The organism is Sphingomonas sp., from assembly GCF_041661825.1.
Lineage (GTDB): Bacteria > Pseudomonadota > Alphaproteobacteria > Sphingomonadales > Sphingomonadaceae > Sphingomonas.
Genome location: NZ_JBAZTU010000002.1, coordinates 927,632 through 950,312, shown reverse-complemented (window position 1 = coordinate 950,312; position 22,681 = coordinate 927,632). Strand labels below are relative to the sequence as shown.

The 22,681-nt window shown below is 66.5% G+C and carries 17 protein-coding genes; 10 read left to right on the top strand and 7 right to left on the bottom strand.

The genetic code is table 11. The features are described from left to right. Positions 1 to 68 precede the first annotated feature (68 nt). The 5 genes from WC729_RS11730 to WC729_RS11710 all read left to right on the top strand — a co-directional run bounded on the left by WC729_RS11730 (position 69) and on the right by WC729_RS11710 (position 6,007). Positions 69 to 389: a 2Fe-2S iron-sulfur cluster-binding protein gene (locus WC729_RS11730; protein ID WP_372852818.1), complete on the top strand. Its 321-nt coding sequence runs from the start codon at positions 69 to 71 to the stop codon at positions 387 to 389. Between the two features lie 20 nt (positions 390 to 409). Then, positions 410 to 1,603, top strand: a complete 1,194-nt coding sequence (locus WC729_RS11725; RefSeq protein ID WP_372852816.1) for a cytochrome P450 — start codon at positions 410 to 412, stop codon at positions 1,601 to 1,603. After that, positions 1,600 to 2,694: a phosphotransferase family protein gene (locus tag WC729_RS11720; protein WP_372852815.1), complete on the top strand. Its 1,095-nt coding sequence runs from the start codon at positions 1,600 to 1,602 to the stop codon at positions 2,692 to 2,694. Before WC729_RS11725 ends, WC729_RS11720 begins: the two co-directional genes overlap by 4 nt. A gap of 169 nt (positions 2,695 to 2,863) precedes the next feature. Continuing rightward, positions 2,864 to 4,282, top strand: a complete 1,419-nt coding sequence (locus WC729_RS11715) for a sugar porter family MFS transporter (protein WP_372852814.1) — start codon at positions 2,864 to 2,866, stop codon at positions 4,280 to 4,282. Positions 4,283 to 4,312: 30 nt separating this feature from the next. Then, positions 4,313 to 6,007 (top strand): sodium/solute symporter, encoded by a 1,695-nt coding sequence (locus WC729_RS11710; RefSeq protein WP_372852813.1) that lies wholly within the window; start codon positions 4,313 to 4,315, stop codon positions 6,005 to 6,007. Between the two features lie 24 nt (positions 6,008 to 6,031). Here the strand turns inward: WC729_RS11710 and WC729_RS11705 are convergent, their stop codons facing one another. Together WC729_RS11705 and WC729_RS11700 are read right to left on the bottom strand one after the other, a co-directional pair. Beyond that, positions 6,032 to 6,985: an aldo/keto reductase gene (locus WC729_RS11705; protein WP_372852812.1), complete on the bottom strand. Its 954-nt coding sequence runs from the start codon at positions 6,983 to 6,985 to the stop codon at positions 6,032 to 6,034. Between the two features lie 26 nt (positions 6,986 to 7,011). After that, complete coding sequence (locus WC729_RS11700) at positions 7,012 to 8,022, bottom strand: zinc-binding alcohol dehydrogenase family protein (RefSeq protein ID WP_372852811.1); 1,011 nt, start codon at positions 8,020 to 8,022, stop codon at positions 7,012 to 7,014. Here WC729_RS11700 and WC729_RS11695 point away from each other — a divergent pair. The 5 genes from WC729_RS11695 to WC729_RS11675 are packed head-to-tail and all read left to right on the top strand — an operon-like array spanning position 8,013 to position 14,864. Continuing rightward, entirely contained in the window at positions 8,013 to 8,984 is a 972-nt protein-coding gene (locus WC729_RS11695; protein ID WP_372852809.1) for an SMP-30/gluconolactonase/LRE family protein, read from the top strand. The genes WC729_RS11700 and WC729_RS11695 overlap by 10 nt on opposite strands. A 5-nt stretch (positions 8,985 to 8,989) precedes the next feature. Beyond that, entirely contained in the window at positions 8,990 to 10,495 is a 1,506-nt protein-coding gene (locus tag WC729_RS11690) for a family 43 glycosylhydrolase (RefSeq protein WP_372852807.1), read from the top strand. Positions 10,496 to 10,518: 23 nt separating this feature from the next. Further along, positions 10,519 to 13,167 carry a glycoside hydrolase family 3 C-terminal domain-containing protein gene (locus WC729_RS11685; RefSeq protein ID WP_372852805.1) on the top strand — a complete coding sequence of 883 codons (2,649 nt, stop codon included), beginning with the start codon at positions 10,519 to 10,521 and terminating at the stop codon, positions 13,165 to 13,167. A 24-nt stretch (positions 13,168 to 13,191) separates the two neighbouring features. After that, positions 13,192 to 14,031 carry a phytanoyl-CoA dioxygenase family protein gene (locus WC729_RS11680; RefSeq protein WP_372852803.1) on the top strand — a complete coding sequence of 280 codons (840 nt, stop codon included), beginning with the start codon at positions 13,192 to 13,194 and terminating at the stop codon, positions 14,029 to 14,031. Between the two features lie 2 nt (positions 14,032 to 14,033). Next, a complete protein-coding gene (locus tag WC729_RS11675) occupies positions 14,034 to 14,864 on the top strand; it encodes a hypothetical protein (protein ID WP_372852801.1) in 831 nt (276 codons plus the stop codon). 305 nt (positions 14,865 to 15,169) lie between these two features. Here the strand turns inward: WC729_RS11675 and WC729_RS11670 are convergent, their stop codons facing one another. The 5 genes from WC729_RS11670 to WC729_RS11650 are packed head-to-tail and all read right to left on the bottom strand — an operon-like array spanning position 15,170 to position 22,676. Further along, positions 15,170 to 16,216 (bottom strand): cupin-like domain-containing protein, encoded by a 1,047-nt coding sequence (locus WC729_RS11670; protein WP_372852799.1) that lies wholly within the window; start codon positions 16,214 to 16,216, stop codon positions 15,170 to 15,172. Next, positions 16,200 to 17,735 carry a tryptophan halogenase family protein gene (locus WC729_RS11665; RefSeq protein WP_372852797.1) on the bottom strand — a complete coding sequence of 512 codons (1,536 nt, stop codon included), beginning with the start codon at positions 17,733 to 17,735 and terminating at the stop codon, positions 16,200 to 16,202. The genes WC729_RS11670 and WC729_RS11665 overlap by 17 nt, the downstream gene beginning before the upstream one ends. Beyond that, the gene (locus WC729_RS11660; RefSeq protein WP_372852795.1) at positions 17,732 to 19,081 is read right to left on the bottom strand and encodes a tryptophan 7-halogenase; all 1,350 of its coding nucleotides are present in this window, start codon (positions 19,079 to 19,081) and stop codon (positions 17,732 to 17,734) included. The genes WC729_RS11665 and WC729_RS11660 overlap by 4 nt, the downstream gene beginning before the upstream one ends. Then, positions 19,078 to 20,601, bottom strand: coding sequence for a tryptophan halogenase family protein (locus tag WC729_RS11655; RefSeq protein WP_372852793.1), 1,524 nt, complete (start codon positions 20,599 to 20,601; stop codon positions 19,078 to 19,080). The genes WC729_RS11660 and WC729_RS11655 overlap by 4 nt, the downstream gene beginning before the upstream one ends. Continuing rightward, a complete protein-coding gene (locus tag WC729_RS11650; RefSeq protein ID WP_372852791.1) occupies positions 20,598 to 22,676 on the bottom strand; it encodes a LamG domain-containing protein in 2,079 nt (692 codons plus the stop codon). Before WC729_RS11650 ends, WC729_RS11655 begins: the two co-directional genes overlap by 4 nt. Between the last annotated feature and the right edge of the window lie 5 nt (positions 22,677 to 22,681).

The window sequence follows — 22,681 nt, the reverse complement described above, 5'->3', positions numbered from 1 at the left end:
ACCGGGCAACGGCAGGAATTGGTGACCGGCGGTCTGGCCGCCGGTCACTCGCCATCAAGGGAGTGACGATGGTCAGGGTCACGTACAAGGATGTGGACGGCATCGAGACCGTGGTCGAGGCCACGGAGGGCGCGAGCCTGATGGAGACGGCGGTGCGTAACGGCGTCGTCGCCATCGAGGGCGAGTGCGGCGGGGCGCTCGCCTGTGCGACCTGCCACGTCCACATTCCCGACGAATGGCGCGCGGTGACCGGCGAGGCATCGGACGACGAGCGCGAGATGCTCGAATTCGGCGTTGAAGTGCACGAACGCAGCCGCTTATCGTGCCAGATTCATGTCACCGCGGCGATGGAGGGGATCACCATCCTCACCCCGAGCAGCCAGCGTTAAGCGCGACCAGGAGAGCCAGGATGACCGCGAACCATACCGAGGCCGACTATAATCATCACAGCCCGGAGATCGCACAAGATCCCTACAGCTTCCTGGCAGAGGTCCGCGGCAAATGCCCGCTCGGCCATTCCAACGAACTCGGCGGCTTCTATTTCCCGACCACTTATGACGGGGTGAAACGGGTCTTCGCCGAGTACAAGACCTTCTCTTCGGCTGAAGGGGCCGGGTTGCCCGACCAGCTCGTGCGTTTGCTGCCGGTCGATCTCGATCCGCCGAGCCACACCCGCTGGCGCCGTGTGCTCAATCGCTTCTTCACCCAGGAAGCGGCCGAGGCGGACCGCCCGCGCATCCAGGGGCTGGCCGACGAACTGATCGACGCGTTCGCCGCGCGGGGCGCCGCCGATCTCGTCAACGAGCTGACCCGGCCGTTTCTCGCCATGACCACGCTGCCGGTGCTGGGCGTGCCGCTCAGCGACCGGCAGATGCTGTCCGAGAAACTGTTGTGGATGGTGCACCACCGCCTCAACGATCATGACGGATGGGTCCAGCGTTATGGCGAGATCGCCGGCTATCTCACCAACCTCGTCGCCGAACGGCGCGCCGCGACCGAGCGCCGCGACGACCTGCTGCAATGCCTGATCGAAGAGGAATTCGACGGCCGCATGCTGACCGACACCGAGGGGTATCAGGTCCTGATCCTCGCGCTGTTCGGCGCACTCGATTCGACCAGCTCGGCGATGAGCGGGTCGCTCTATCACCTCGGCGAGCATTCCGAGGACAAGCAGCGCCTGCTGTCGGGAGAGGTTCCCTGGGAAGGTGCGATCGAGGAGTTTCTGCGCTTCACCACGCCGATCCAGGCACTGCGCCGTACCGCGACGAAGGAAACCGAACTCGATGGCGGAATCGTCCACCCCGGGGATTTCGTGCTCGCGATCAACGGTGCGGCGAACCGCGATCCGGCCAAGTTCGCCGATCCCGACCAGTGCATCATCGCGCGCGACGCGCGCGATCATATGTCGTTCGGCACCGGCGCCCATGTCTGCATCGGCCGGCATTATGCGCGCGTGATGATCGACATCTGTCTCAAGACCGTGCTGCGCCGGATCGGCGACTATCGGATCGCTGACGGGTTCGAGCCCGATTACACGTCGAGCGAAGCCCGGGCGCTGAAGACGCTGCCGGTGGAATTCACGCCCCGCCCGATCGCCGGATGATCGCTGCCGATCGGGCCGCGAATACCGGGACGACGGCTGTCCGCCAGGGCTATGGTTTCGACGAGGCCCGGCTGAATGACTGGATGGCGGCGCATATTCCCGGTTATGCTGGCCCGCTCGTGGTCGAGCAGTTCAAGGGTGGTCAGTCCAACCCGACCTATCGTCTCGCCACCCCCGGCCGCGATTATGTGTTGCGGCGCAAGCCGCCCGGGGCCTTGCTGAAGGGCGCACATGCGATCGAGCGTGAGGCGCGGATCTTCTCAGCGCTCGGTGGGGCAGGTTTTCCCGTCCCGCATGTGCATGGCCTGTGCGACGATGAGGGGGTAGTCGGCACGCCCTTCTTCGTGATGGACATGGTCGAGGGGCGAATCTTCTGGGACGCGACCCTGCCGGAGATCGAGCGAGACGCGCGTCCGGCCTATTTCGACGCGATGAACGCGGTGCTGGCGCGGCTCCACGGGATCGATCCGCAGGCGATCGGTCTCGGCGATTATGGCCGGCCGGGCAATTATTTCGCGCGCCAGATCGCCCGCTGGTCGCGTCAGTATCTGGATGATGGGGAGGCCGGTCGCGATCCCGATATGGACCGGCTGGTCGAATGGCTGCCGGCGCACATTCCCGACGGGGAGGATGTCGCGATCGTCCATGGCGATTTCCGCATCGACAATCTGATCTTCCATCCGACCGAGCCGCGCATCCTGGCGGTGCTCGACTGGGAATTGTCGACGCTCGGTCATCCGCTCGCCGATTTTGCCTATCACGCCATGATGTACCATATGCCGCCGCACATCGTGGCGGGCCTCGCCGGTGCCGATCTGGCGGCGCTGAATATCCCGTCGGAAGCCGATTATGTGGCCGCCTATTGCCGCCGCACCGGACGGGCCGGGATACCGGACTATGGGTTCTATCTCGCCTTCAACTTCTTCCGCCTCGCTGCGATCTTTCACGGCATCAAGGGGCGGGTGATCCGCGGCACGGCCTCGTCTGCGCATGCGCGCGAGCGGGCCGAGAGCTTCCCGGTGCTGGCCGGGCTGGGCTGGCGCCATGCAACTGCGTTGCCGCAGCAGGCCGGCGCCGGTCATAGCGGTTAGCGCGCGTTCACGGGAATGCGCGTTCAGGGCATGTTTTGATGTCGCGCGCCGCCGACGTGGCGCGTTCGTTCCCGCGATGAAACTCCTCACGCAATTCGTGCGATTGTGCTTGAAGAAGATCAAGCTATAATACAGGATAAGCGAATAACGTGCGATATCGGGGAGAATAATGCCGACAGCTCAGATTATCGCCGACGATTCCATCGGGTCGGGCGGCGGTTCGGCCTTCCTGTGGTTCGTGGCGGGCGTTTCGGCGCTCGGCGGCCTGTTGTTCGGTTACGATTGGGTCGTCATAGGCGGCGCCAAGCCCTTCTACGAAGCCTATTTCGGCGTGGTCGAGCCCCAGCTCCAGGCGTGGGCGATGAGCTGCGCACTGGTCGGCTGCCTGATCGGTGCGGTGGGGTCGGGCGCACTCAGCGAAGCGCTCGGCCGACGTCGCGCGCTGCTCGTCGCGGCGCTTCTGTTCGCCGTTTCGGCGATCGGCACGGGGCGAGCGATGAGCTTCGACGGTTTCGTCGCCTGGCGCGTCATCGGCGGCCTTGCCATCGGCATGGCGTCGGTCCTGTCGCCGGTTTACATTGCCGAGATCGCGCCCGCCGAGATCCGCGGCAAGCTGGTCTGCCTCAACGAACTGACCATCGTGCTCGGCATTGTCGGCGCGCAGACCGTCAACTGGCTCATCGCCGAACCCATTGCGGCAGGAGCGACGATCGACGCCATCCGCGTCAGCTGGAATGGCCACACCGCCTGGCGCCACATGTTCGAAGCCGCGGTCGTTCCGGCGATCCTGTTCTTCCTCGGGGCGCTGGTCATTCCGGAAAGCCCGCGCTGGCTCGCGGGGAAGGGCCGGTGGGCCGACGCCGAGGCCGTGCTCGCGCGCTTCGGCGGCAGCGCCCGGGCGAAGATCGTTGTGGAGGAGATGCGCGCCGGCTTCGCCGCGGCGCCGTCGCGCGACGTCTGGGGCACGATCCGCCAGCCGCGCACGCGGCGGGCGCTCGCCATCGGCATCACGCTCGCCGTGCTCCAGCAATGGTGCGGGATCAACGTGATCTTCAACTATGCGCAGGAAGTGTTCACGGCCGCCGGCTATGCGCTCTCCGCGATCCTCTTCAACATCGTCGTCACCGGTGTCGTCATGTGCATCTTCACCTTCGTCGCGATCGGCACGGTCGACCGGTGGGGGCGGCGGCCGCTCATGCTCATCGGCTGCGCTGGCCTTGCTATGATCTATCTCGTGCTCGGCGCGCTCTATTTCGGCCATTTCCAGGGCTGGCCGCTGCTCCTGCTCGTAGTCGCGGCGATCGGCGTCTACGCTATGACGCTCGCCCCGATCACCTGGGTCATCCTCTCCGAGATATTCCCCAATGAAGCGAGGGGGGCGTCGGTCGCGATCTGCACCACCGCGCTCTGGGCGGCATGCTTCATACTCACCTACACCTTCCCATTGCTCAACGCGTCGGTCGGAACCGCGGTCACCTTCTGGATCTATGCCGGTATTTGCGCTGGCGGCTTCGTCTTCGTGCTGCGCAATCTTCCCGAGACCAAGGGGCAGAGTCTGGAAGAAATCGAGCAGGGCTGGGACCGCTGAGTCCCTTCGCAACATCTTCATGAGGCACGCATGACACTCAACTGGCTCGATCTCGCCGTCATGGCGGTGTATCTGATTGGCATCACCGCCTTCGGCATCATCGTCGGGTACCGGCGCAACAGCAGTGCGCAGCAATATTTTCTAGCCAGCCGTTCGCTCAACTGGTTCACGGTGGGCGCTGCCGTCTTCACCTCGAACATCTCGACGCTGCATCTGGTGGGCCTGGCTGCTGGCGGGGCGAAGGACGGCCTGGTCATCGGCAATTTCGAATGGATGGCGTCGTTCACGCTCATCCTGCTCGCCCTGATTTTCGCGCCCTTCTATATCCGGTCGGGCGTCCAGACCCTGCCCGAGTTCATGGAGCGGCGTTATGGCCCGTCTGCCCGCACCTTCCTGGCGGTGATCGGCCTGCTCGGCGCGCTGCTGGTGCATATCGGTATCAGCCTGTTTGCCGCCGCCAAGCTGTTCGAGAGTTTCCTCGGCCTGCCGATGTTCCCGATCATCGTCACGCTGTCGCTGTTCACCGTCGTCTACACGGCATTGGGCGGACTACGCGCGGTCGTGCTGACCGAGAGCATCCAGGTCTGCCTCCTGCTCGGCGGTGCTATCCTGATCACGACGCTCGGCATCCAGGCCTTGCCGGGCATCGGGGTGCACGATGTCGCCGCGTTTCGCGAGGCGGCCTCGCCCGAACGGTTGAGCATGCTGCAGCCGATCCACGATGGGGCGGGCAACCTCAACGGATTCTCATGGCTCGCCGTGCTGCTCGGCTATCCGATCCTCGGCATCTGGTATTGGTGTGCCGACCAGACGCATGTGCAGCGTGTGCTGGGCGCGCGCGATCTGCGGGCCGGGCAGAACGGCGCGCTGTTCGCCGGCTTCCTCAAGATCACCCCAGTGTTCCTGATGGTCCTTCCCGGCATCATCGGCTTCGTGCTGTGGCGCCACGGCGCGTTCCAGTTGCCGGTGGTTGCCGGTACCAGCCAGCCCGACTTCAATGCGATGCTGCCGGCGCTCATCAACCATCTGGTGCCGGTGGGGGTGCGCGGCCTGCTGGCCGCCTGCATGGCCGCGGCGCTGATGAGCTGCATGGCGGCGGCGCTCAACAGCTGCGCCACGCTCGTCTCGCTCGACATCGTCCGCCGGATCAGGCCCGAAACGAGCGAGCGCAAGCTCGTGCGGATCGGTCGCATCGCGACGGGGGTGATCATGCTGCTCGCAATGGCCTGGTCGACCCAGGGCGATCAGTTCGGCACCATCTTCGAGGCGATCAACAAGATTCCGATGACATTCGCGCCGGCGGTGACCACCGTGTTCCTCCTCGGCATCCTGTGGCCGCGCGGCAACAACCAGGGCGCGATGGCGACCCTGTTCATCGGCACGGCGATCGGCCTCGCCTATTTCATTATCGATCTCCCCTCGGTCGGGCGCGGGCTGCTTGGTCTGGCGCCGGCGGAGGCATTCGGTGGCCTGATCAGCGATCCGCACTACGGGGTCGGGATTCCGTTCATGCTCGTCGGGCCGCTGCTCGCGGCTTTGTGCATCGCGATCTATGTGGGTGTCAGCCTGGCGACGCCGCCAATGGATCCGGTGCGGGTCGCCGCCGTGTCATGGGATCATCCGCTCGCCTTCCTGCGCGGGCCGGTCCAGGGACCTACCGATCCGCGCATCGTCTCCGGGCTGCTCTTCGCGACAGTCGCCCTGCTCTACATCTTTCTGCATTGACGGACGCGTCGCGCGCCAGATGCGTCAGGCCGGGGTCGGCGCGGATGGCGCAAGGAACCCCGCCGCACGCAGATGACGCCACAAGCCGCCCGGAATGGCGGCCTCTGTCCAGCTGGCCAGGTCGGCCACCTGCGCCGGCGTGGCCAGGCCGGCGACGACGCTCGTGACGGCGGGGTGGGCGAGCGGAAACTGCAGCGCGGCGGCAGGCAAGGCGACCGCGTATGCCGAACACGCGGCCCATAGTGCCTGCGCCCGGGCGACGGCGGGCGCGGGTGCCGTCGCATAGTCATAGTGCAGCGCGCCGCCATTCGGGGCTTCGACGAGCAGGCCGGAATTATATGGCCCGCCGACGATCACCTTGACGCCGTCGCGCGCGCACCGATCGAGCAGGGGTAGCGCGCCCTGTTCGAGCAACGTGTAGCGCCCGGCGAGAAGAATGACATCGAGCGGCACTTCGTCGAGGAGCCGCTCGCAGACCGCGATTTCGTTGACGCCGATGCCGATGGCGTCGATCCGCCCGGTCTCCTTGAGGCGCCGCATCGCGGGATAGCCGCCGCCCAGGAAGTCGTCGAGATGCCGCCCGGCCGTGGCGCCGTGGGTGAGGGTGCCGAGATCGTGCGCGAGGAGCAGATCGACCCGCGCCAGGCCCAGCCGCGCAAGGCTCGCCTCATGCGATGCGAGCACGGCATCCTCGCGATAGTCGAAGTCCGGCTCATAGGGATCCGCATCGACAAAGCCGTGCCGCGTGCCGCCTGCTGCGGTGGGCGCGAGCAACCGACCGACCTTGGTCGACACGAGCGGCGCGGGGCCGCCGTGTTTCGCCAGCGCCATCCCCAGCCGGCGTTCAGCCATGCCGAAGCCATAGTGCGGCGCGACGTCGAAATAGCCGATGCCATGGGCAAGGGCCGCCTCGACCGTTGCGATGGCGTCGTCGTCCGACATTGCCCGATAGAGATTGCCAAGGGCACTGCAGCCCATACCGAACCGCGGTAGGCGCATATCGTCTATACCTCGATCAGCGCCTTGATGACATGGCTTTCCGGATCGATCCAGTCGAGCAGTGCACGTGGAAACTCGTCCAGCGTGGCGCGATGCGAGCCGAAGGCGTCGGTGGGCACCTTGCCCTCGCGCATCGCTCGCATGACGGTTTCGAAGTCGGCGATCGTGGCATTGCGCGATGCGAGCAGGGTCGTCTCGCGCTTGTGGAATTCGGGGTCCGAGAAGGTGATCGCTGAACTCACCACCGAGATCAGCACATAGGTTCCGCCGTGCGCCACATAAGCGAAGCCGGTCTCCATCGCCCTGGGGCTTCCCGTGGCGTCGAAGACGACATCGAAGAAATCGCCATTGGTGATGCGACGCAGCGACGCCTCGGTATCGTCCGACAGCGGTACGACATGGTCGACCTGAAGCTCGCGCGCCGCGAATGCCAGCCGGTCTTCGCGCGTGTCGACGACCGTGACGCGCCCGCCCGCCAGCACGCTGAACAGCGATGCCGCGAGTCCGATCGGGCCGGCGCCGACGATCAGGGCGCGCTGGCCGGGGCGGATCGCTGCCCGGCCGACGGCGTGCGCGCCGATCGACAGGAACTCGACCATCGCGGCCTGGTCCAGGCTCAGGCCGTCAGCCTTGAGGATGAACTGGACCGGGACGCTCACATAATCAGCGAGGGCGCCGTCGCGATGCACGCCGAGGACTTCCAATTTGCTGCAGCAATTCGTCTTGCCCTGCCGGCAGGCACTGCAGGTCCCGCAGGAAAGATAGGGCATGACCAATACGCGATCGCCCGCCGTGAGGCCGCTGCCTTCCGGCGCCGCTTCCACGTCCCCGGCGAACTCGTGTCCCATGACCCTGGGATAGGAAAGATAGGGCTGGCGGCCATGGAAGATGTGCATGTCGGTGCCGCAGATTCCCACCCGCCGGATACGGATCAGCGCCTCGTCCTCCGCCCTTGTCGGCTTCGGTCGCTCCTCCAGCAGGAGCGAGCCTGGTTCCAGACACACCAGTGACCGCATGCGAATCTCCAAACAATCTTGCCTTTACCTGTAATATAGGGATACACACTATTGTCGATAGGCATACGCATATTGGAGTGGATGTGGGACTAGTTGCGGTGCGATGCGCATGGGATGCCGGCTGCCTGCTTGGGGAGGGGCCGGTCTGGGACGCGCGCACGAGGGCCGTGCATTTCGTCGACCTGAAGGGCGGTGCCGTGCACTCCTGGAGCCTGGACGGTGGTCACCGGACATGGCAGCTCGACGGGATTGTCTCAGCGCTCGCGCTGACCGAGGCGCCGGACGCGATTCTGTGCGCCACCAGCCGTGGTTTCGAGTGCCTGTCGCTGGAGACTGGCGCGCGCACGCTCATTTCCCGGCCGCTGCCGATGGCCGATGGCATGCGCACGAACGACGGCGGGTGCGACGCGCAGGGCAATTTCTGGATCGGAACGATGGACGATGCGGAGCGTAGCTTTGCCGGAACACTCTACCGAATCAGCTTCGGACAGGAGCCGGTCACGAAGCTGGAGGGGGTCGGCGTGTCCAACGGGCTCGGATGGAGCCCGGATGGCAGCATGTTTTACTTCACGGATTCGCTGCGCCGGTCGATCTACCGGTTCGACTGCGATGTCGCGTCGGGTACCTTGGGTGAGAAAACCCTCTTTGCCGAACTGACGGATGGGGAAGGGGCGCCGGACGGCCTGACGGTCGATGCCGAGGGCCATGTCTGGAGTGCGATCTGGGACGGATGGCGGATCATCCGCTACGATCCCGACGGCCGTATCGACCAGGTCGTCGAGATGCCCGTGCCGCGCCCAACCTCGCTCGCATTCGGCGGGCCGGATCTCGCCACGCTCTACATTACCACGGCGCGCATCGGGCTGGCCGACGAGGTACTGCGCGCCGCGCCGCTCTCGGGCGCGCTGCTTGCACTCGAGCCTGGCGTGCGCGGCCTTGCTGCCAGTCGCGTGCAGCTGTGAAGGGCGTGCGCTCCCGCCGCATCGGCATCGCCGCCGCGCTCCTGTCCCTCGCGCTCGCCACCCAGGCCGAGGCGCAGAAGCTGGTGACGCCGGGCTATCTGTTCAATTCGGATCCGACCTGCCGCCAGATCGGCGACCGCTTCTACCTGTTCACCACGCAGGATCCGTTCACCGTTCCGTTCCAGCGCGACAACAGCTTCTTCCGCGGCATGTTCGCCTATCACGCGCTCAGTACAACCGACTTCGACCATTGGGTCGATCACGGCTCGATCCTGACCGGCCGCGACGTGACCTGGAATTCGGGCGGCGCGCTGTGGGACGGCGATGCGGGCATCCCGCACCAAGGTCGCTTCTACGCCTATGCGCCGTTTCGGGTGAACGCGAAGAGCGAGCAGAATTACGGCCGCTTCCAGCTCGGCGCGTTCGTCGCCGATCGGCTCGACGGCCCGTACCGCGACGTCTTTGCCGGGCCGATGCGCGGCATCGACGGCAAGCCGATCGAGGCGCTCAGCCCCTACGTCGTCACCGCTGATAACGGGGAACCCTATCTCCTTTGGGGTTCGGGCGACACTGACAAACATGAAGTGTGGATCGCGAAGCTCGCCGCGGACATGACGAGCCTGGCGGATGCGCCCCGGCAATTGCGCGTTCCAGAGCGCGACGCGTGCGGCAACCTCGAATATTTCGAAAGCCCGATGCTGTTGAAGTCGGGCGGGCGCTGGATCCTGACTTATGTCGCCTATAAGGAAATCAGGGCGAAGGGCTGCGAGGCCAAGGGTTCCTATGTCCGCTATACGAGTGGGCCCAGCATGTTCGGGCCGTTCGACCAGGAGGCGCCGCGGACGCTGATCTACCCCGCGCCCGGCGGACATGAATCGACCCAACAGGGCATGTGCCGGTACAAGGGCCGCGACTATCTGGCCTATCACGTCCCCTATGACGATGTGCAGCCCTATGCCGACCATCACCGGCAAGTAGCGGTCACCCGGTTGGAGTTCCTGAACGACGGTACGTTGCGCCCCGTCCGGCCGGAACAGGATGCCGGGGTCGGGACACCGGGGGTCACGCGTTTGACACTCGATGCCTTTGCCACGCGCAGGGAAGCGGTCGAGTTCCATGTTCGCACCGGTGCGACCGGCGAAGCGGGGCTGGCCGGCGAATATCAGATGAAGATGAAGCCGGGCGGCTATCTGCTCTATCGCAACATGGATTTCGGCACCGGCGCGCGGACCTTCCGGGCCGAGGTCAGTGCGGAAAATGCGGGCATCCGCGATGCCCGGCTCGAGCTGCGGCTCGATCATCCTGCCGGGCGGCTGCTCGGCACCGTCCAGGTCGAGCCGACCGCCGAGCAAACCAGCTACCGGCTGGCCGAAACGACGATCAACGCCCCGGTGCGGGGGGTGCACGACCTGGTCCTAGTCGCGCGAGGTTCGGGCGCGGATATCGACGGGCACGTCTTCAACATCACCTGGTTTGCCTTCGATCCGAAAACGGGTCGCGCGCGGCGATGATCTTCACGGGAGGAAAGCAGAATATGGCACTGAAGAATGTCCGGACGCGCCGAGGCGCTGCGATGGTCGCGCTGTTACTGGCGGGCGTGCCGTCGCTCGCGCACGCGCAGCTCTATCGCGACCCCGACGCCCCGGTCGAAAAGCGCGCTGACGATCTCGTCGGGCGGATGACCCTCGACGAGAAAGTGCGCCAGATGCAGAACGCCGCGCCGGCGATCCCGCGGCTCGGCGTGCCCTCCTATGAATATTGGAACGAGGCGCTTCACGGCGTCGCCCGGGGCGGCGAGGCGACGATCTTCCCCCAGGCGATCGGCATGGCGGCGACCTGGGACCGCGACCTGATGCACGCGATGGGCAACACGATCGGCGTCGAAGGCCGCGCGCGGTACAATCTCGCCCAGGCGCAGGGCAATCACGACCGCTATTTCGGCCTGACCTTCTGGACGCCCAACATCAACATCTTCCGCGATCCGCGCTGGGGCAGGGGACAGGAAACGCTCGGCGAGGACCCGTTCCTCACCGGGACGCTTGCCACCGCGCTGGTCCGCGGCATCCAGGGCGACGATCCGCGCTATCTCCAGGCGATCGCGACGCCGAAGCATTTCGCGGTCCATAGCGGCCCCGAGCCGCTTCGCCACGGCTTCGACGTCACCCCGAGCCCGCGCGACCTGAACGAGACCTATCTCCCGGCCTTTCGCCGCGCGGTGGTCGACGGAAAGGCGCATTCGCTGATGTGCGCCTATAACGCCGTCGACGGCGCGCCCGCTTGCGCGAACCCCGAATTGCTGCAGACGACGCTGCGCACCGCCTGGGGTTTCGACGGCTTCGTCACCTCCGATTGCGGGGCGATCGACGACATCACCCGCGGCCATCATTTCACCAAGACCAATGTCGAGGGAGCCGCGGTAGCGGTGAAGGCCGGCACCGACACTGCCTGCACCTTCCGCGACGAATATCTCGATCTGGGCGAGAGCGTGCGCAAGGGGTTCATTGCGGAGGGTCAGCTCGACGTGTCGCTTCGCCGGCTCTTCGCGGCGCGAATCCGCCTCGGCATGTTCGATCCGGCAGCGCGCGTTCCCTTCTCGAAAGTGCCGATCAGCGCCAATCACAGCCTCGAACATCAGGCACTGGCGCTCCGCGCCGCTCGCGAATCGATCGTGCTGCTCAAGAATGACGGCGTGCTGCCGCTGGCGGCGAAGGCCGGCAATATCGCCGTCATCGGGCCGAGCGCCACCTCGCTCATCGCGCTCGAAGGCAATTACAAGGGCACACCCGTCTCGCCCGTGCTTCCGCTGGACGGGATCGAGAAAAGGTTCGGCGCAGCGCGCGTGACCTATGCGCAGGGCGCGCCGTTCGTCGACCAGATCGCGCTCCCGGCGCCCCGCACCTTGTTCGGCCAGGGCCTAAAGGTCGAATTCTTCAACGGCACCGATTTCTCAGGTCCGGTTGTGGCGCGGCGCACCGATCGGCAGATCGACTTCGACTGGAACGCCGTCGCACCGGCCCCGGGCGTCGACCCCAACGCCTTTTCGGCGCGCTGGACCGGTACCATCGCGGTGCCGGCGCCGGGCGATTATAGTTTCGAAGTCGCCGACCGTCGTTGCGACCCGAGCGAAGACCATGAAAGCTATACGCTGCGAGTCGAAGGCGCCGGGGATTTCCAGGCGGGCTCGACCTGCGAGGATTTCGGCAAGCCGCGCAGCACGGTGACCGTCCATTTCGCGGACACGCGCCCGCGCCGGTTCAGCTTCGAATACAGTCACCGCTCGCCCCGCTTCTCTGCCGGGGTCACACTGTCCTGGAAGGCGCCTCGGCAAACCCTGCTCGACGAAGCAGTGGCGGCGGCGCGCAAGGCCGATGTCGCGATCCTGTTCGTCGGCCTGATCCCCTGGCTCGAGGGCGAGGAGATGCCGCTGAAGGTCGAGGGCTTCGACGGCGGCGACCGTACCGACCTGCGCCTGCCCGGGGCCCAGCGCGACCTGGTCGATGCGCTCGCCGCGACGGGCAAGCCGATCATCCTCGTTCTTGAAAGCGGCTCGGCGATCGCGCTCGGGCCGACGGGCGAGAAGGCCCGGGCGATCCTTCAGTCATGGTATGGCGGAGAGCGCGGCGGCGAGGCGATCGCCGATGTGCTGAGCGGCGCGGTCAATCCCTCGGGCCGCCTGCCGGTCACCTTCTACGTCTCCGCCGATCAGCTTCCGCCGTTCACCGACTATGCGATGAAAGGCCGGACCTATCGTTATTTCGACGGCAAGCCCGAATACCCGTTCGGCTGGGGGCTGAGCTATACCCGCTTTGCCTATTCCGACCTCTCGATCGGCGCCCCGACTCTCGCGGCCGGCGGCGAGCAGCGTGTCTCGGTAAAGGTGCGCAACGCTGGCAAGCGGGCCGGCGACGAGGTCGTTCAGCTCTATCTTTCCGTCCCGGCCATGACCGCGGCGCCGCTCCGCTCGCTTCGCGGCTATGAGCGTGTTCATCTCCTCCCCGGCGAAACGAAGACAGTGCAGTTCACCCTGTCGCCGCGCGAGTTGGCGTTTGCCGGCGAGGACGGTCGGATGCGGGTCGAGCCCGGGCGCTACCAGCTCTGGGCCGGCGGCGGGCAGCCGGGCGGGCAGGCGCAGGGCATCTCGGGGGAATTCCAGACCACGGGCAGCTCACTGCTCCCGCGCTGACCATCGGATCGAAAGGAGTGCGTAATGGCTAAAGGAATCGTCAGTGCCGAGGATGTCGCTGCCTATCAGCGAGATGGCTATGTCCTGGTGCGGGGCATGCTCTCGCCGGAGGAAATCGGCGCGGTCGCGCGGGCGGCGCGCGAGGACCGGGTGCTCGACCAGAAATCCTTCGGGAAGGACGATGGCGAAGGCGGCGTCGTCCGCCTGTCGCTGTGGAACCATCCGACCGACACGATCTACGGCATGGTGGCGCGGTGCCGGTCGATCGTCGGCTCGGCCGCCTTGCTGCTCGAGGACGAGCCTTATCATTATCATTCGAAGATGATCATGAAGGATGCGCGCGTCGGCGGTGCTTGGACCTGGCACCAGGACTATGGCTATTGGTACCAGAACGGCGTGCTCGAGCCGCACCTGACCAGCGCCTATATCGCGGTCGACCGCGCCACGCGGGAGAATGGCTGCCTGCAGGTGGTCCGCGGGTCGCATCGCCTGGGGCGCATCGAGCATCAGCTGTCGGGCGACCAGGCCGGTGCCGACCCCGAGCGCATGACGGAGATCCTCAAGCGCTACGAGCTCGTCCATGTCGAGATGGAGCCGGGCGATATCCTGTTCTTCCATGCCAATATGCTGCACCGCTCGGACCAGAACCTGTCCGAGCATTCGCGCTGGTCAATGATCTGCTGCTACAATGCGAAGTCGAACGACCCGTACAAGGAGTCGCACCACCCGCGCTACACACCGCTCGAGGTGGTTCCCGACAGCGCGATCCTTGAGGCCGCCGAGCGGCGGTTTACCACGGACGAAACGGCGGCGTGGCTCGACGATGCGGACGATCGGAGCGCGCGTGGCCTGACGGCCGCCTGAGCATGGCGACTCGACCGCGCCTCGCGAGCTTCATGCACTGGCTCGCGCTCGATGGGCTCGATACGCCGTCCCAGGGATGGCCGGCGGCGATCCGCGCCGCCGGCTATGATGGGGTGCAGTTCATCGAGCCGCTCGACGCAGGATTGGTCGAGGCAGTGCGCGCCGAGGGACTCCGCGTCTGTGGCAGCGGCCGGGTCAATCGGTCGGAGGATGCGTATCGGCTTGCGGCGGAAGGCGCCGCGGCCGGGCTCGAATGCCTGACGATCCATCTGGGCTGGGGCATCGAGGACGACGACGAGGCGTATCGGTTGATCGAGGCGGTGCTCGATGCGGCGTCGGTCGAGCGCTTGCCGTTGTTCGTGGAAATCCACCGGGCGACCCTGTTCCAGGATATCTGGCGGAGCGTAGGATTCGTCGGGCGCTTCCCGGAGCTGCGCCTCAACGGGGATTTCTCGCACTGGTATACCGGCCTCGAGCTCCCCTACGGAGATTTCACCCACAAGCTCGCCTTCATGCGGCCGGTGATCGACAGGATCGACTTCATGCACGGGCGGATCGGCGATGGCGGCGCGATTCAAGTCGGTCTCGGTACGCTCGAGGACGCGCTTGCGCTTCCGTTCGTCGAGCATTTCCGTCAGCTCTGGGGCGCCGTCTTCCGCAGCTTCCTTGACCGTCACGGCCCGAATGCCGAATTTCCGTTCGCGCCGGAACTTCTCTCGTCCCGGATCTTCTATGCGCGCACCCTTGATGGTCGCGAATATTCGGACCGTTGGGAGCAGTCGCGGCTGCTCGTGCGGCTTGCCGAGCGATGGCTGGACGAGGCTGCGGCATGACGGATCGGTACGCAGCGAGGGGTGTTGCATCGATTCAAACTGGCGGTCACCCATGGCAGGGTGGGATACGACGGTGTTCTCTCTGGCACCGCCCCGCTCTTTCTCATCGTTGTGAAATGGATTTCCCTGTTCCGGGAAAATTTTTCCCTGTTATTCAATAACAGGGAAATTCAACTAACATATTGTTTGTAAACTGTAATTTACGCTAAAATCTGCTCGATCGGCTCGAAAAATAAAAGATTTCCCTGTTATTTCCCTGTTCCATGGCCAGGAACAGGGAATTGGTGCTTTGTCGGTGGGGCGGTTCAGCCGATCGGCGTTCGGGTGTCCTGGATGCCGTGATTATCGTCCGGTAGGCCGCGCAATCCTGTGAGCCGCGCATCGCCTATCTCAGCCAGCGCGCCCCGCGCCGGTTCCGGGATATGGGCCGCAGGCGGCAGCCCCTCCTGCAGCACATAATAGCGCAGCATGACCTCGAGCACGCGGCGTTGGTCGGGCGGCAACCGGGCCATGGTCAGCATCGCCTGCATCGCCGCGTCGAGCGGATTGGCCACCTTTTCTCGGGGAGCGTCGACCCACCAATAATTGATCAGGACGTTCACCGCGTCGAGCGACTGGACGTGGTGCCACCAGTAGAAGGGCAGGTAGAGCGCGTCGCCCGGCTCGAGCCCCGCCACCAGCGCCATCGCCATCGCGTCGGCAAAGGCCGGGAAGCGGTCCAGGTCGGGCGCGGTCAGGTCGACCAGGCTGGTGAGTGGCCCGGCCGGGGTGAATTCGACCGGCCCGACATAGAGCTTGTCCATCGCCTCGGGCGGGAACAGCGTGAATCGCCGCCGCCCGGCGACATTGACGGCGATGTTCTCGCTGAGATCGGCATGGATCGCGACGCAGAGCGCATTCCCGATCCAGATGCGCGGTATCGCCACCGCCGGCGGCAGCGCGAGCGGGTTGGCCTCCATGAAGCCCGGCAGCAGCTGGGGCACCGCGGCGGATTGCAGAGCGAGCGCATGAGGTCGCGCGGTGTCGCGGTCGTGCAGCAGCCGATTGAGAAAATTGCCCAGGCTCGATCGACCGCGCAGGAAGTTGAGCCCGGAGAGATCGCGCTCGTACGACAGGCGACCCTTCACCTTCGGTGGCGCGACCACCACATCGACCGGCCCATCGACAGCCAGATCCGCAATGTAGCGCAGGATCGCCTCGTCGCTGTGCCGGGCCCGCGCCACGGCGGGCCAGTGCCGCGCTACGCCGCGCAGCACCGCGGGGCGCCCGAGCGGGCGTATCTCGGCCTCGAAGCGTGCCCGGTCGACCGCCTCGAACTCCGCGATGGGGGCTGGATCAGGCAGCCGGAACATGGTCGTCGGGCTGCGGCTCGGTCGCGTTCATCTGGCGCAGCGCGTCCATGTGCAGTGGCATTTCCGCCACCGCACCGGTGATGGCGGTCCGCGCCAGATCGATCTGGCGCCCGACCTTGTCGGGATCGAGCGCGTCGGTCAGCGGATCATATCCCGACGGCCAGCCATTCTGGCCGAGCATGACCGCGACCCAGCTGTTCAGGGTGAACAGGTCGTTGTCACCCTTGAGATATCGGCCGCGGCGCAGGAACAGGTCCATGCGCTGCGCCAATGTCTCGGGGACGCTCATCTCGCGGCAATAGCGCCAGAACTCCGTGTCGTCGCGCTGGGTCAGCTTGTAATGAAGGATGATGAAATCGCGCACCGCCTCGAAGCTCGCGCGCATCTGGCGATTATATTCGTCGCGCTCGGTGGGGGCGAAATCCTTGTCCGGCATCAGCGCGAGGAGCATCGAGATGCCGTGCTGGATCAGATGGATGCTGGTCGACTCCAGCGGCTCGACGAAACCCGCCGCCAGCCCGAGCGCGACGACATTGCGGTTCCAGGCGAGCCGCCGCCGGCCGGTCGCAAAGCGCAGCGGTCGCGCCGCGCCCAGCGCCGCGCCCTCCAGATTGGCGAGCAGGATCGCCTCTGCCCGGTCATCGTCGAGAAAGGCGGATGCGTAGACATGGCCGTTGCCGGTGCGGTGCTGGAGCGGAATGCGCCATTGCCAGCCGGCCTCGCGCGCGGTCGAGCGGGTGAAGGGGTGCGGCGCGCCGTGGTTCTCGCTCGGGACCGCGATCGCCCGGTCGCAGGGCAGCCAGTGCGACCAGTCCTCGAAGCCCGTCGACAGCTGCTGCTCGATCAGCAGGCCGCGAAAGCCCGAGCAGTCGATGAACAGATCGCCGCCGATGCGCGTGCCGTCAGCCAGCAGGATGGACTCGACGAAACCCGTTTGGGGATTGAGCGCGACGTCGACGACGCGGCCTTCGCGCCGCACGACACCCCGCCGCTCGGCAAAGCTACGCAGGAACAGGGCGTAGCGGGTGGCGTCGAAATGATAGGCATAGGCGATGTCGTGCGTCGGCTGGGACGGGTCGGCCCGCGGATGCGTGAATCGCCCGGCCAGTGCGGCCTGTGCCCCGATCGAGAAGGAGTCGATCGGCGGTAGCGGACGACGCTGCCGTTCGCGAAGATAGAGCTGGTGAAAGTCGATTCCCGCGATGTCGCGCCCGAACCGCCCAAAGGGGTGGATGTAGCGATCCCCGGGCCGCCCCCAATCGACGAACTCGATGCCGAGCTTGAACGTGCCCGAAGTCGCGCGCAGAAACTCGGCCTCGCCGATGCCGAGCAAATGATTGAACTTCTGGATCGGCGGGATCGTTGCCTCGCCCACGCCGATCGTGCCGATCTCGTCGGATTCGACCAGCACCACTTCGGTGCCGCCGGGAACGATGAAGCGTCCCAGCGCCGCCCCCGCCATCCATCCTGCGGTTCCGCCGCCGACGATGACGATCCTGTCGAGGCGCAGCCCTGTCATCGTACATTCTCCATCGGGAAGCGCTGCCCGGTTTTGACAGCCGCGGCGATCCGCTGCCGCGCGTCCGCAAGCGATATGGCGCTGGCAAGAGCGTCGCGCCGGCGCGGGCGGATGCCGAGCCCGAGCAGCAGGCCGACCCATTCGTCCGCCTCGATGCCGTCCTCGTCCCGCGGCACGAGCCGGCCGCGCTCGGCGAACAGCTCGATGTCCTCCGCGAGCGCGGCGGACAGGCCGGCTGAGCACCGGTCCACGCCGAGATAGTGGAGTTGGACGAAATCGCGCAGGCGGTCGGCCTCCATCGCGGCGCGGCGATTGTACAGGCCGATCTCGACCGGATTCAGGCCGCCTCCCGGCCAAAGCCCGATCAGCCGCTCGATCTGCTGGCAGACCAGATGCAGCGCCGTCGCCCCGATCGGTTCGAGCGCGACCGCCGCCGAGCCGATCGCGACCATATTCCCGCTGAAAGGCTCGGCGAGCCGACCCTGTTCCAGCGCAAGCGTGCACGTCTCGTCCGGCTGCGGCCCTTGCGCTGTTTCGAGGGGCGCGTCCTGCGCCAGTCCGGTCAACCAGATCATCGCCCCGGCGAGCGACATTTCCATCTGCCAGCCCCCCGGCCGAGCGACCAGCCGGTCGAATGGCGTCGGCGCCGTGGCCGAGCTTCGACGTTCCCAGACGAGCTGGCGCGTCGGCAGGCTGGCGGACCAGTCGATCCATCCCGCTTCAGGCCGGCCGGTCAGGGACCGTTGCCCGCCGGTCGCATCCACATAGAGGTCTGCCGTCAGGTCAAGGCCGTTCGACAGGCGCACCCGCTCGATGACCGCGCCGTCGGCCGACCGCGTGATGTTGGCAAGCGTCGCCTCGATGCGGACGACGCCGGCGCGCGCGCTCAGCGCGCGGAGCGCTCCCCGATAGCCATTGAGATCGAGTTGAAGCGCGGGCGTCCCGTCGACGCATCCGCCTCGGATGATCGCGCTCCACGCCGGAACCTCGGCGTCGTCGTACAGGCGCAGCCAGAGATGGTGGATCGGCACCCCCGCGCTGCCCTGCGGCAACGGGCAATGCGTCCGCAGAACGGCCTTGGCGCTCCATCCTTCGATCATCGTCCCGAAGCGGACGCCGCTCGTCGTGCGGTGCAGGATGTCGCGCTCGTCCAGGCCGATGGCGCGATGATAGGCACCAAGCGATGGCCGCGCCGCGCCGGCCAGATCCTCGACGGCATCCTGTGTCCGGCCAGTGTCGATCCAGCTGACCTCGATCCAGGGGAGGCGCCGCGCAAGCGCGACCGCCGCCATCGCGGCAGCCACACCGCCGCCGGCGACCACGACACGGCGCAGCCGCCCGGTCACGCCAGGCCCGCCGGGCAATAGTCAGCGACATAGTCGCCGTGCGGCGCCATCCCATCGCTCGTCGCGGCGATCCGGTCGCGCATCTCCCGCAAGGCCGCGGCCAGATCGGCATCGGCCATCATGTCCGCGCGGACGTCATGGTCGCGTGGGAGGACGCCCTGGCCGATCAGCACGGCAAGCCAGCTCGGTTCGAGGAACAGGCCCTGCGCATGCGGTTCGATCCGGCCCCGCGCGCGGAACAGCGCGATGCGCTCGACCAGGCTGTCGGGGATCGGCATCGTCCGGACATAGTCCCAGAACGCTGAATCGGCGCGATCGGTGGCGTGATAGTGGAGGATCAGGAAGTCGCGGATCCGGGCATATTCGAGGTCGAGCGTGCGGTTGAACGCGTCCCGTTCGACCGGCGAGCCGCTGCCTTCGGGAAACAGCTCGAGCAGGGCCGTGATCGCCGCCTGGATCAGGTAGATGCTCGTCGATTCGAGCGGCTCGAGAAAGCCGCCGGACAGGCCGATCGCGATGCAGTTGCCGACCCAGGCGCGGCGGCGGCGCCCGGCCTTGAAGCGCAGGACGCGCGGCTCGGCCAGCGGCGCGCCTTCGATCGCCCCGAGCAACGCGTCGGTGGCTGCCTGTTCGTCGATAAAGGCACTGGCGAAGACATAGCCGTTGCCGGTCCGGTGCTGGAGCGGTATCCGCCAGCGCCATCCCGCGGCCATGGCATAGGCCGAGGTGTACGGCGTGAGGGCCTGGGTCGTGCGACAGGGCAGTGCGACCGCCCGGTCGCAGGGCAGCCAGGCGCTCCAGTCTTCGAAGGGTTCGCCCATTGCTCCGTCGACCAGCAGCGCGCGAAACCCCGAGCAGTCGATGAACAGGTCGCCTATGATCCTGCGGCCGTCGGCAAGGATCAGCGCGCTGACGTCGCCGGTCTCGGGATGGCGTTCGGCATCCACCACCCGGCCTTCGGTGCGTACCGCTCCGGCAGCTTCCGCGATCCCGCGCAGATAGGGAGCGAAGCGCGTCGCATCGAACTGATAGGCATAGCCATAGCCCGCCTCGATGCGGCGGTCGTCCTGCGCCGGATGCGCGAAGCGATTGCCGCGCGCCATCGCCGCGGGCAGGCAGAAAGCGTCGAGTGGCCCCGGCACAAGACCCCGATGCAGCGCGCGTGTCCAGAGATGGTGAAAGCCCACGCCGTTCGCGTCGCGCCCGAACCGGGCAAAGGGATGGAGATACCGGTCTCCGGTCCTGGCCCAGTCGACGAATTCGATGCCGAGCTTGAAGGTCGCCGAGGTCGCCCGCATGAAATCGGCTTCGTCGATGCCGAGCCGCGCGTTGAACCCGCGCAGATGCGGCAAGGTCGCCTCGCCGACGCCGACGATCCCGATCTCCTCGGATTCGACCACCTGTACGATGCACGAATTGCCGATCAGGCGCGCGAGCGCCGCGGCCGTCATCCAGCCCGCCGTGCCCCCGCCGACGATCACGACGGAGAGAGGCGATATGCGGGCCTCGGCCGCCGTCATGGTTCGGGGGTGAGGGTGACGACCAGGCTTTGCTCCGCTTGGAGCGGTGCGAAGACCACCAGCCTGCGGCCCTGCAGCGTCTCGACCAGCCCGACCTTTGGCGCCGCATCGCCCGTGCGCGCGCCCTCGATCGTCACCCGGGCATTGCCCTGCCAGCCCTCGACCACGAACGCGGGGTTCATCAATGGCTGCTGCGTGCTGGCGGCGATCTCGATGCGGACCGGCCCGGCAGTCGCGCCGCGCTCGATCACATAGGCGCGTTGTGCCGCGTCATAGCGCGCCGTCCCGCCGTCGCCGACCTTCGCTGCCGGCGCCGTCAGCCAGGAGCGCGCACGGGGTGCCAGGTCGGCAGCGCCCTGCGTGGTCAGGCCGGTCAGCAGATGCCGCACCAGGCGCTTGTCGTCCTTCTCGGCGATCGGCCAATAGATATGCGAGAGCGAGCTGTGGCTCGGCCGGTCCGACGTCAGCGCCGGGCGCCCGCTCGACCGGATCTGCGCCACGGGCCAATGGTTCCACCATTCGAAGCTCGACATCGACGGTTCCCAGTTGATCCCTTCGAACTTCGCCGGCCCGGCGCCAGCGACCTCGAACGGCTTCCAGGTCGATTTGAGGTTGATCCACTGGATCATCGGGTCGTCCAGTCCAGTGAAATGGTCGGGGCCGCGAGGCTTGGCGAAGTCGGTCGCGGTGCGCCTGAGCCATTGATAGGTCTTCGTCTCGCCTTTCAGATTGGCCAGAGTCAGGGCGTCCAGATTGATATTGTCCTCGGGCGTTTCCCCCGCCGGGATCATGACGATCGATTCCTGGAACTCACTCGCCTCGCGCTCGGGATGGTCGGTCCACAGCACCTGCTTCCGCACGGCCACCGTATCGGGATAGACCGTCCAATATTCGTCGGCCCAGGCACCCCAGTTGCGCGGATCGGCAGCGTCCGCCAGCTTGTCGTTCTCGACTTCCGACAGCGCATAGCGCCAATGCACCACAGCACGGGCAGGCGTGCTCTCCAGGATCTCGACATGCGAATAGCGGACATGCTTGTCCGACATCGGCTCGCAATCCTCGCCATCGGGGCAGCGCGGCTTGCCGTAGATCTCCATGAACTGGTCGCTGTACCAGCGTCCGTTCTCGGTGACCCAGGCCGGAATATAATTGGCGCCCTGCCAGAAGACGAGCTGGGCCGGGGAATCGGCGAAGCGCACGACGACGTCGCTGCCATCCGCCACCCGGCGCGGGCTGTCCCAGGCGGGGTCGTAGCGCAAGGTCGCATGGAAAGCGCCGAACGGCCCCGGCCCGCCCGTCCATCGCGGCAGGCCGGGCGCCGGTGCGGTCGCGCGCTGGGCAATAGGGACATCGCCCAGCAGCGCGCGCGCCTGGCGGGCGGTCATCGCACGATCGAACACGGTCAGGCGCGCGATGCTGCCTTCCAGGCTGAAACGGACCGGCAGGATCGGATGGATCGCGTTGCTTGGGAAGGGCAGGGCCGGCGCTCGAACCCGGCCAATCAGCAGCGGCGTGTCGGAACTGTCGGGTGCGGCCGCTGGCACATCGGCCGCGGTGGCGGCAAGCGGCTCGCCGTTCATCCACAGCTGCATTTTGGCCTTGTCGAAGCTGAGCGCTACCAATGTCCAGGCGCGCGGGCCGATGGCTCGTGTGGAGACGATCCTTTGTGCCGCACCGCTCGCGTCGCGGCGTTGCGCGATCAGACGCCCATAGGCGTCGAACCCGAGGAAGAGCTTTCCGCCGGGGCCCGCCTGATCGAGGATCGGCGCCTCGTTCCAGGGCAGGGCGTCGAGCTTGATCCAGGCGCTGACGCTCCAGCTCGATCCATCGACCAGCCGCTCGACCGGCGCCATCGAGATCGACGTGGTGTCACCGTCAAGCCTGACGGCGGGGCCGAGGGGGGAGTCGGCAATGGTGAAAGCGCCGTCGATCCGGGCGCGGGCCCCGCTGACGCCGTCGACCAGTGCTGAGGCTTGCGGGTCGTAGGCGAGCCGGACGACTGCGTTCTGCGCCACGGCCGGGGTCGCAAAGGGGGCCAGGGCAGCGGCGCCAAGCAGACGAAGGAGAAAGGTCATGAAGG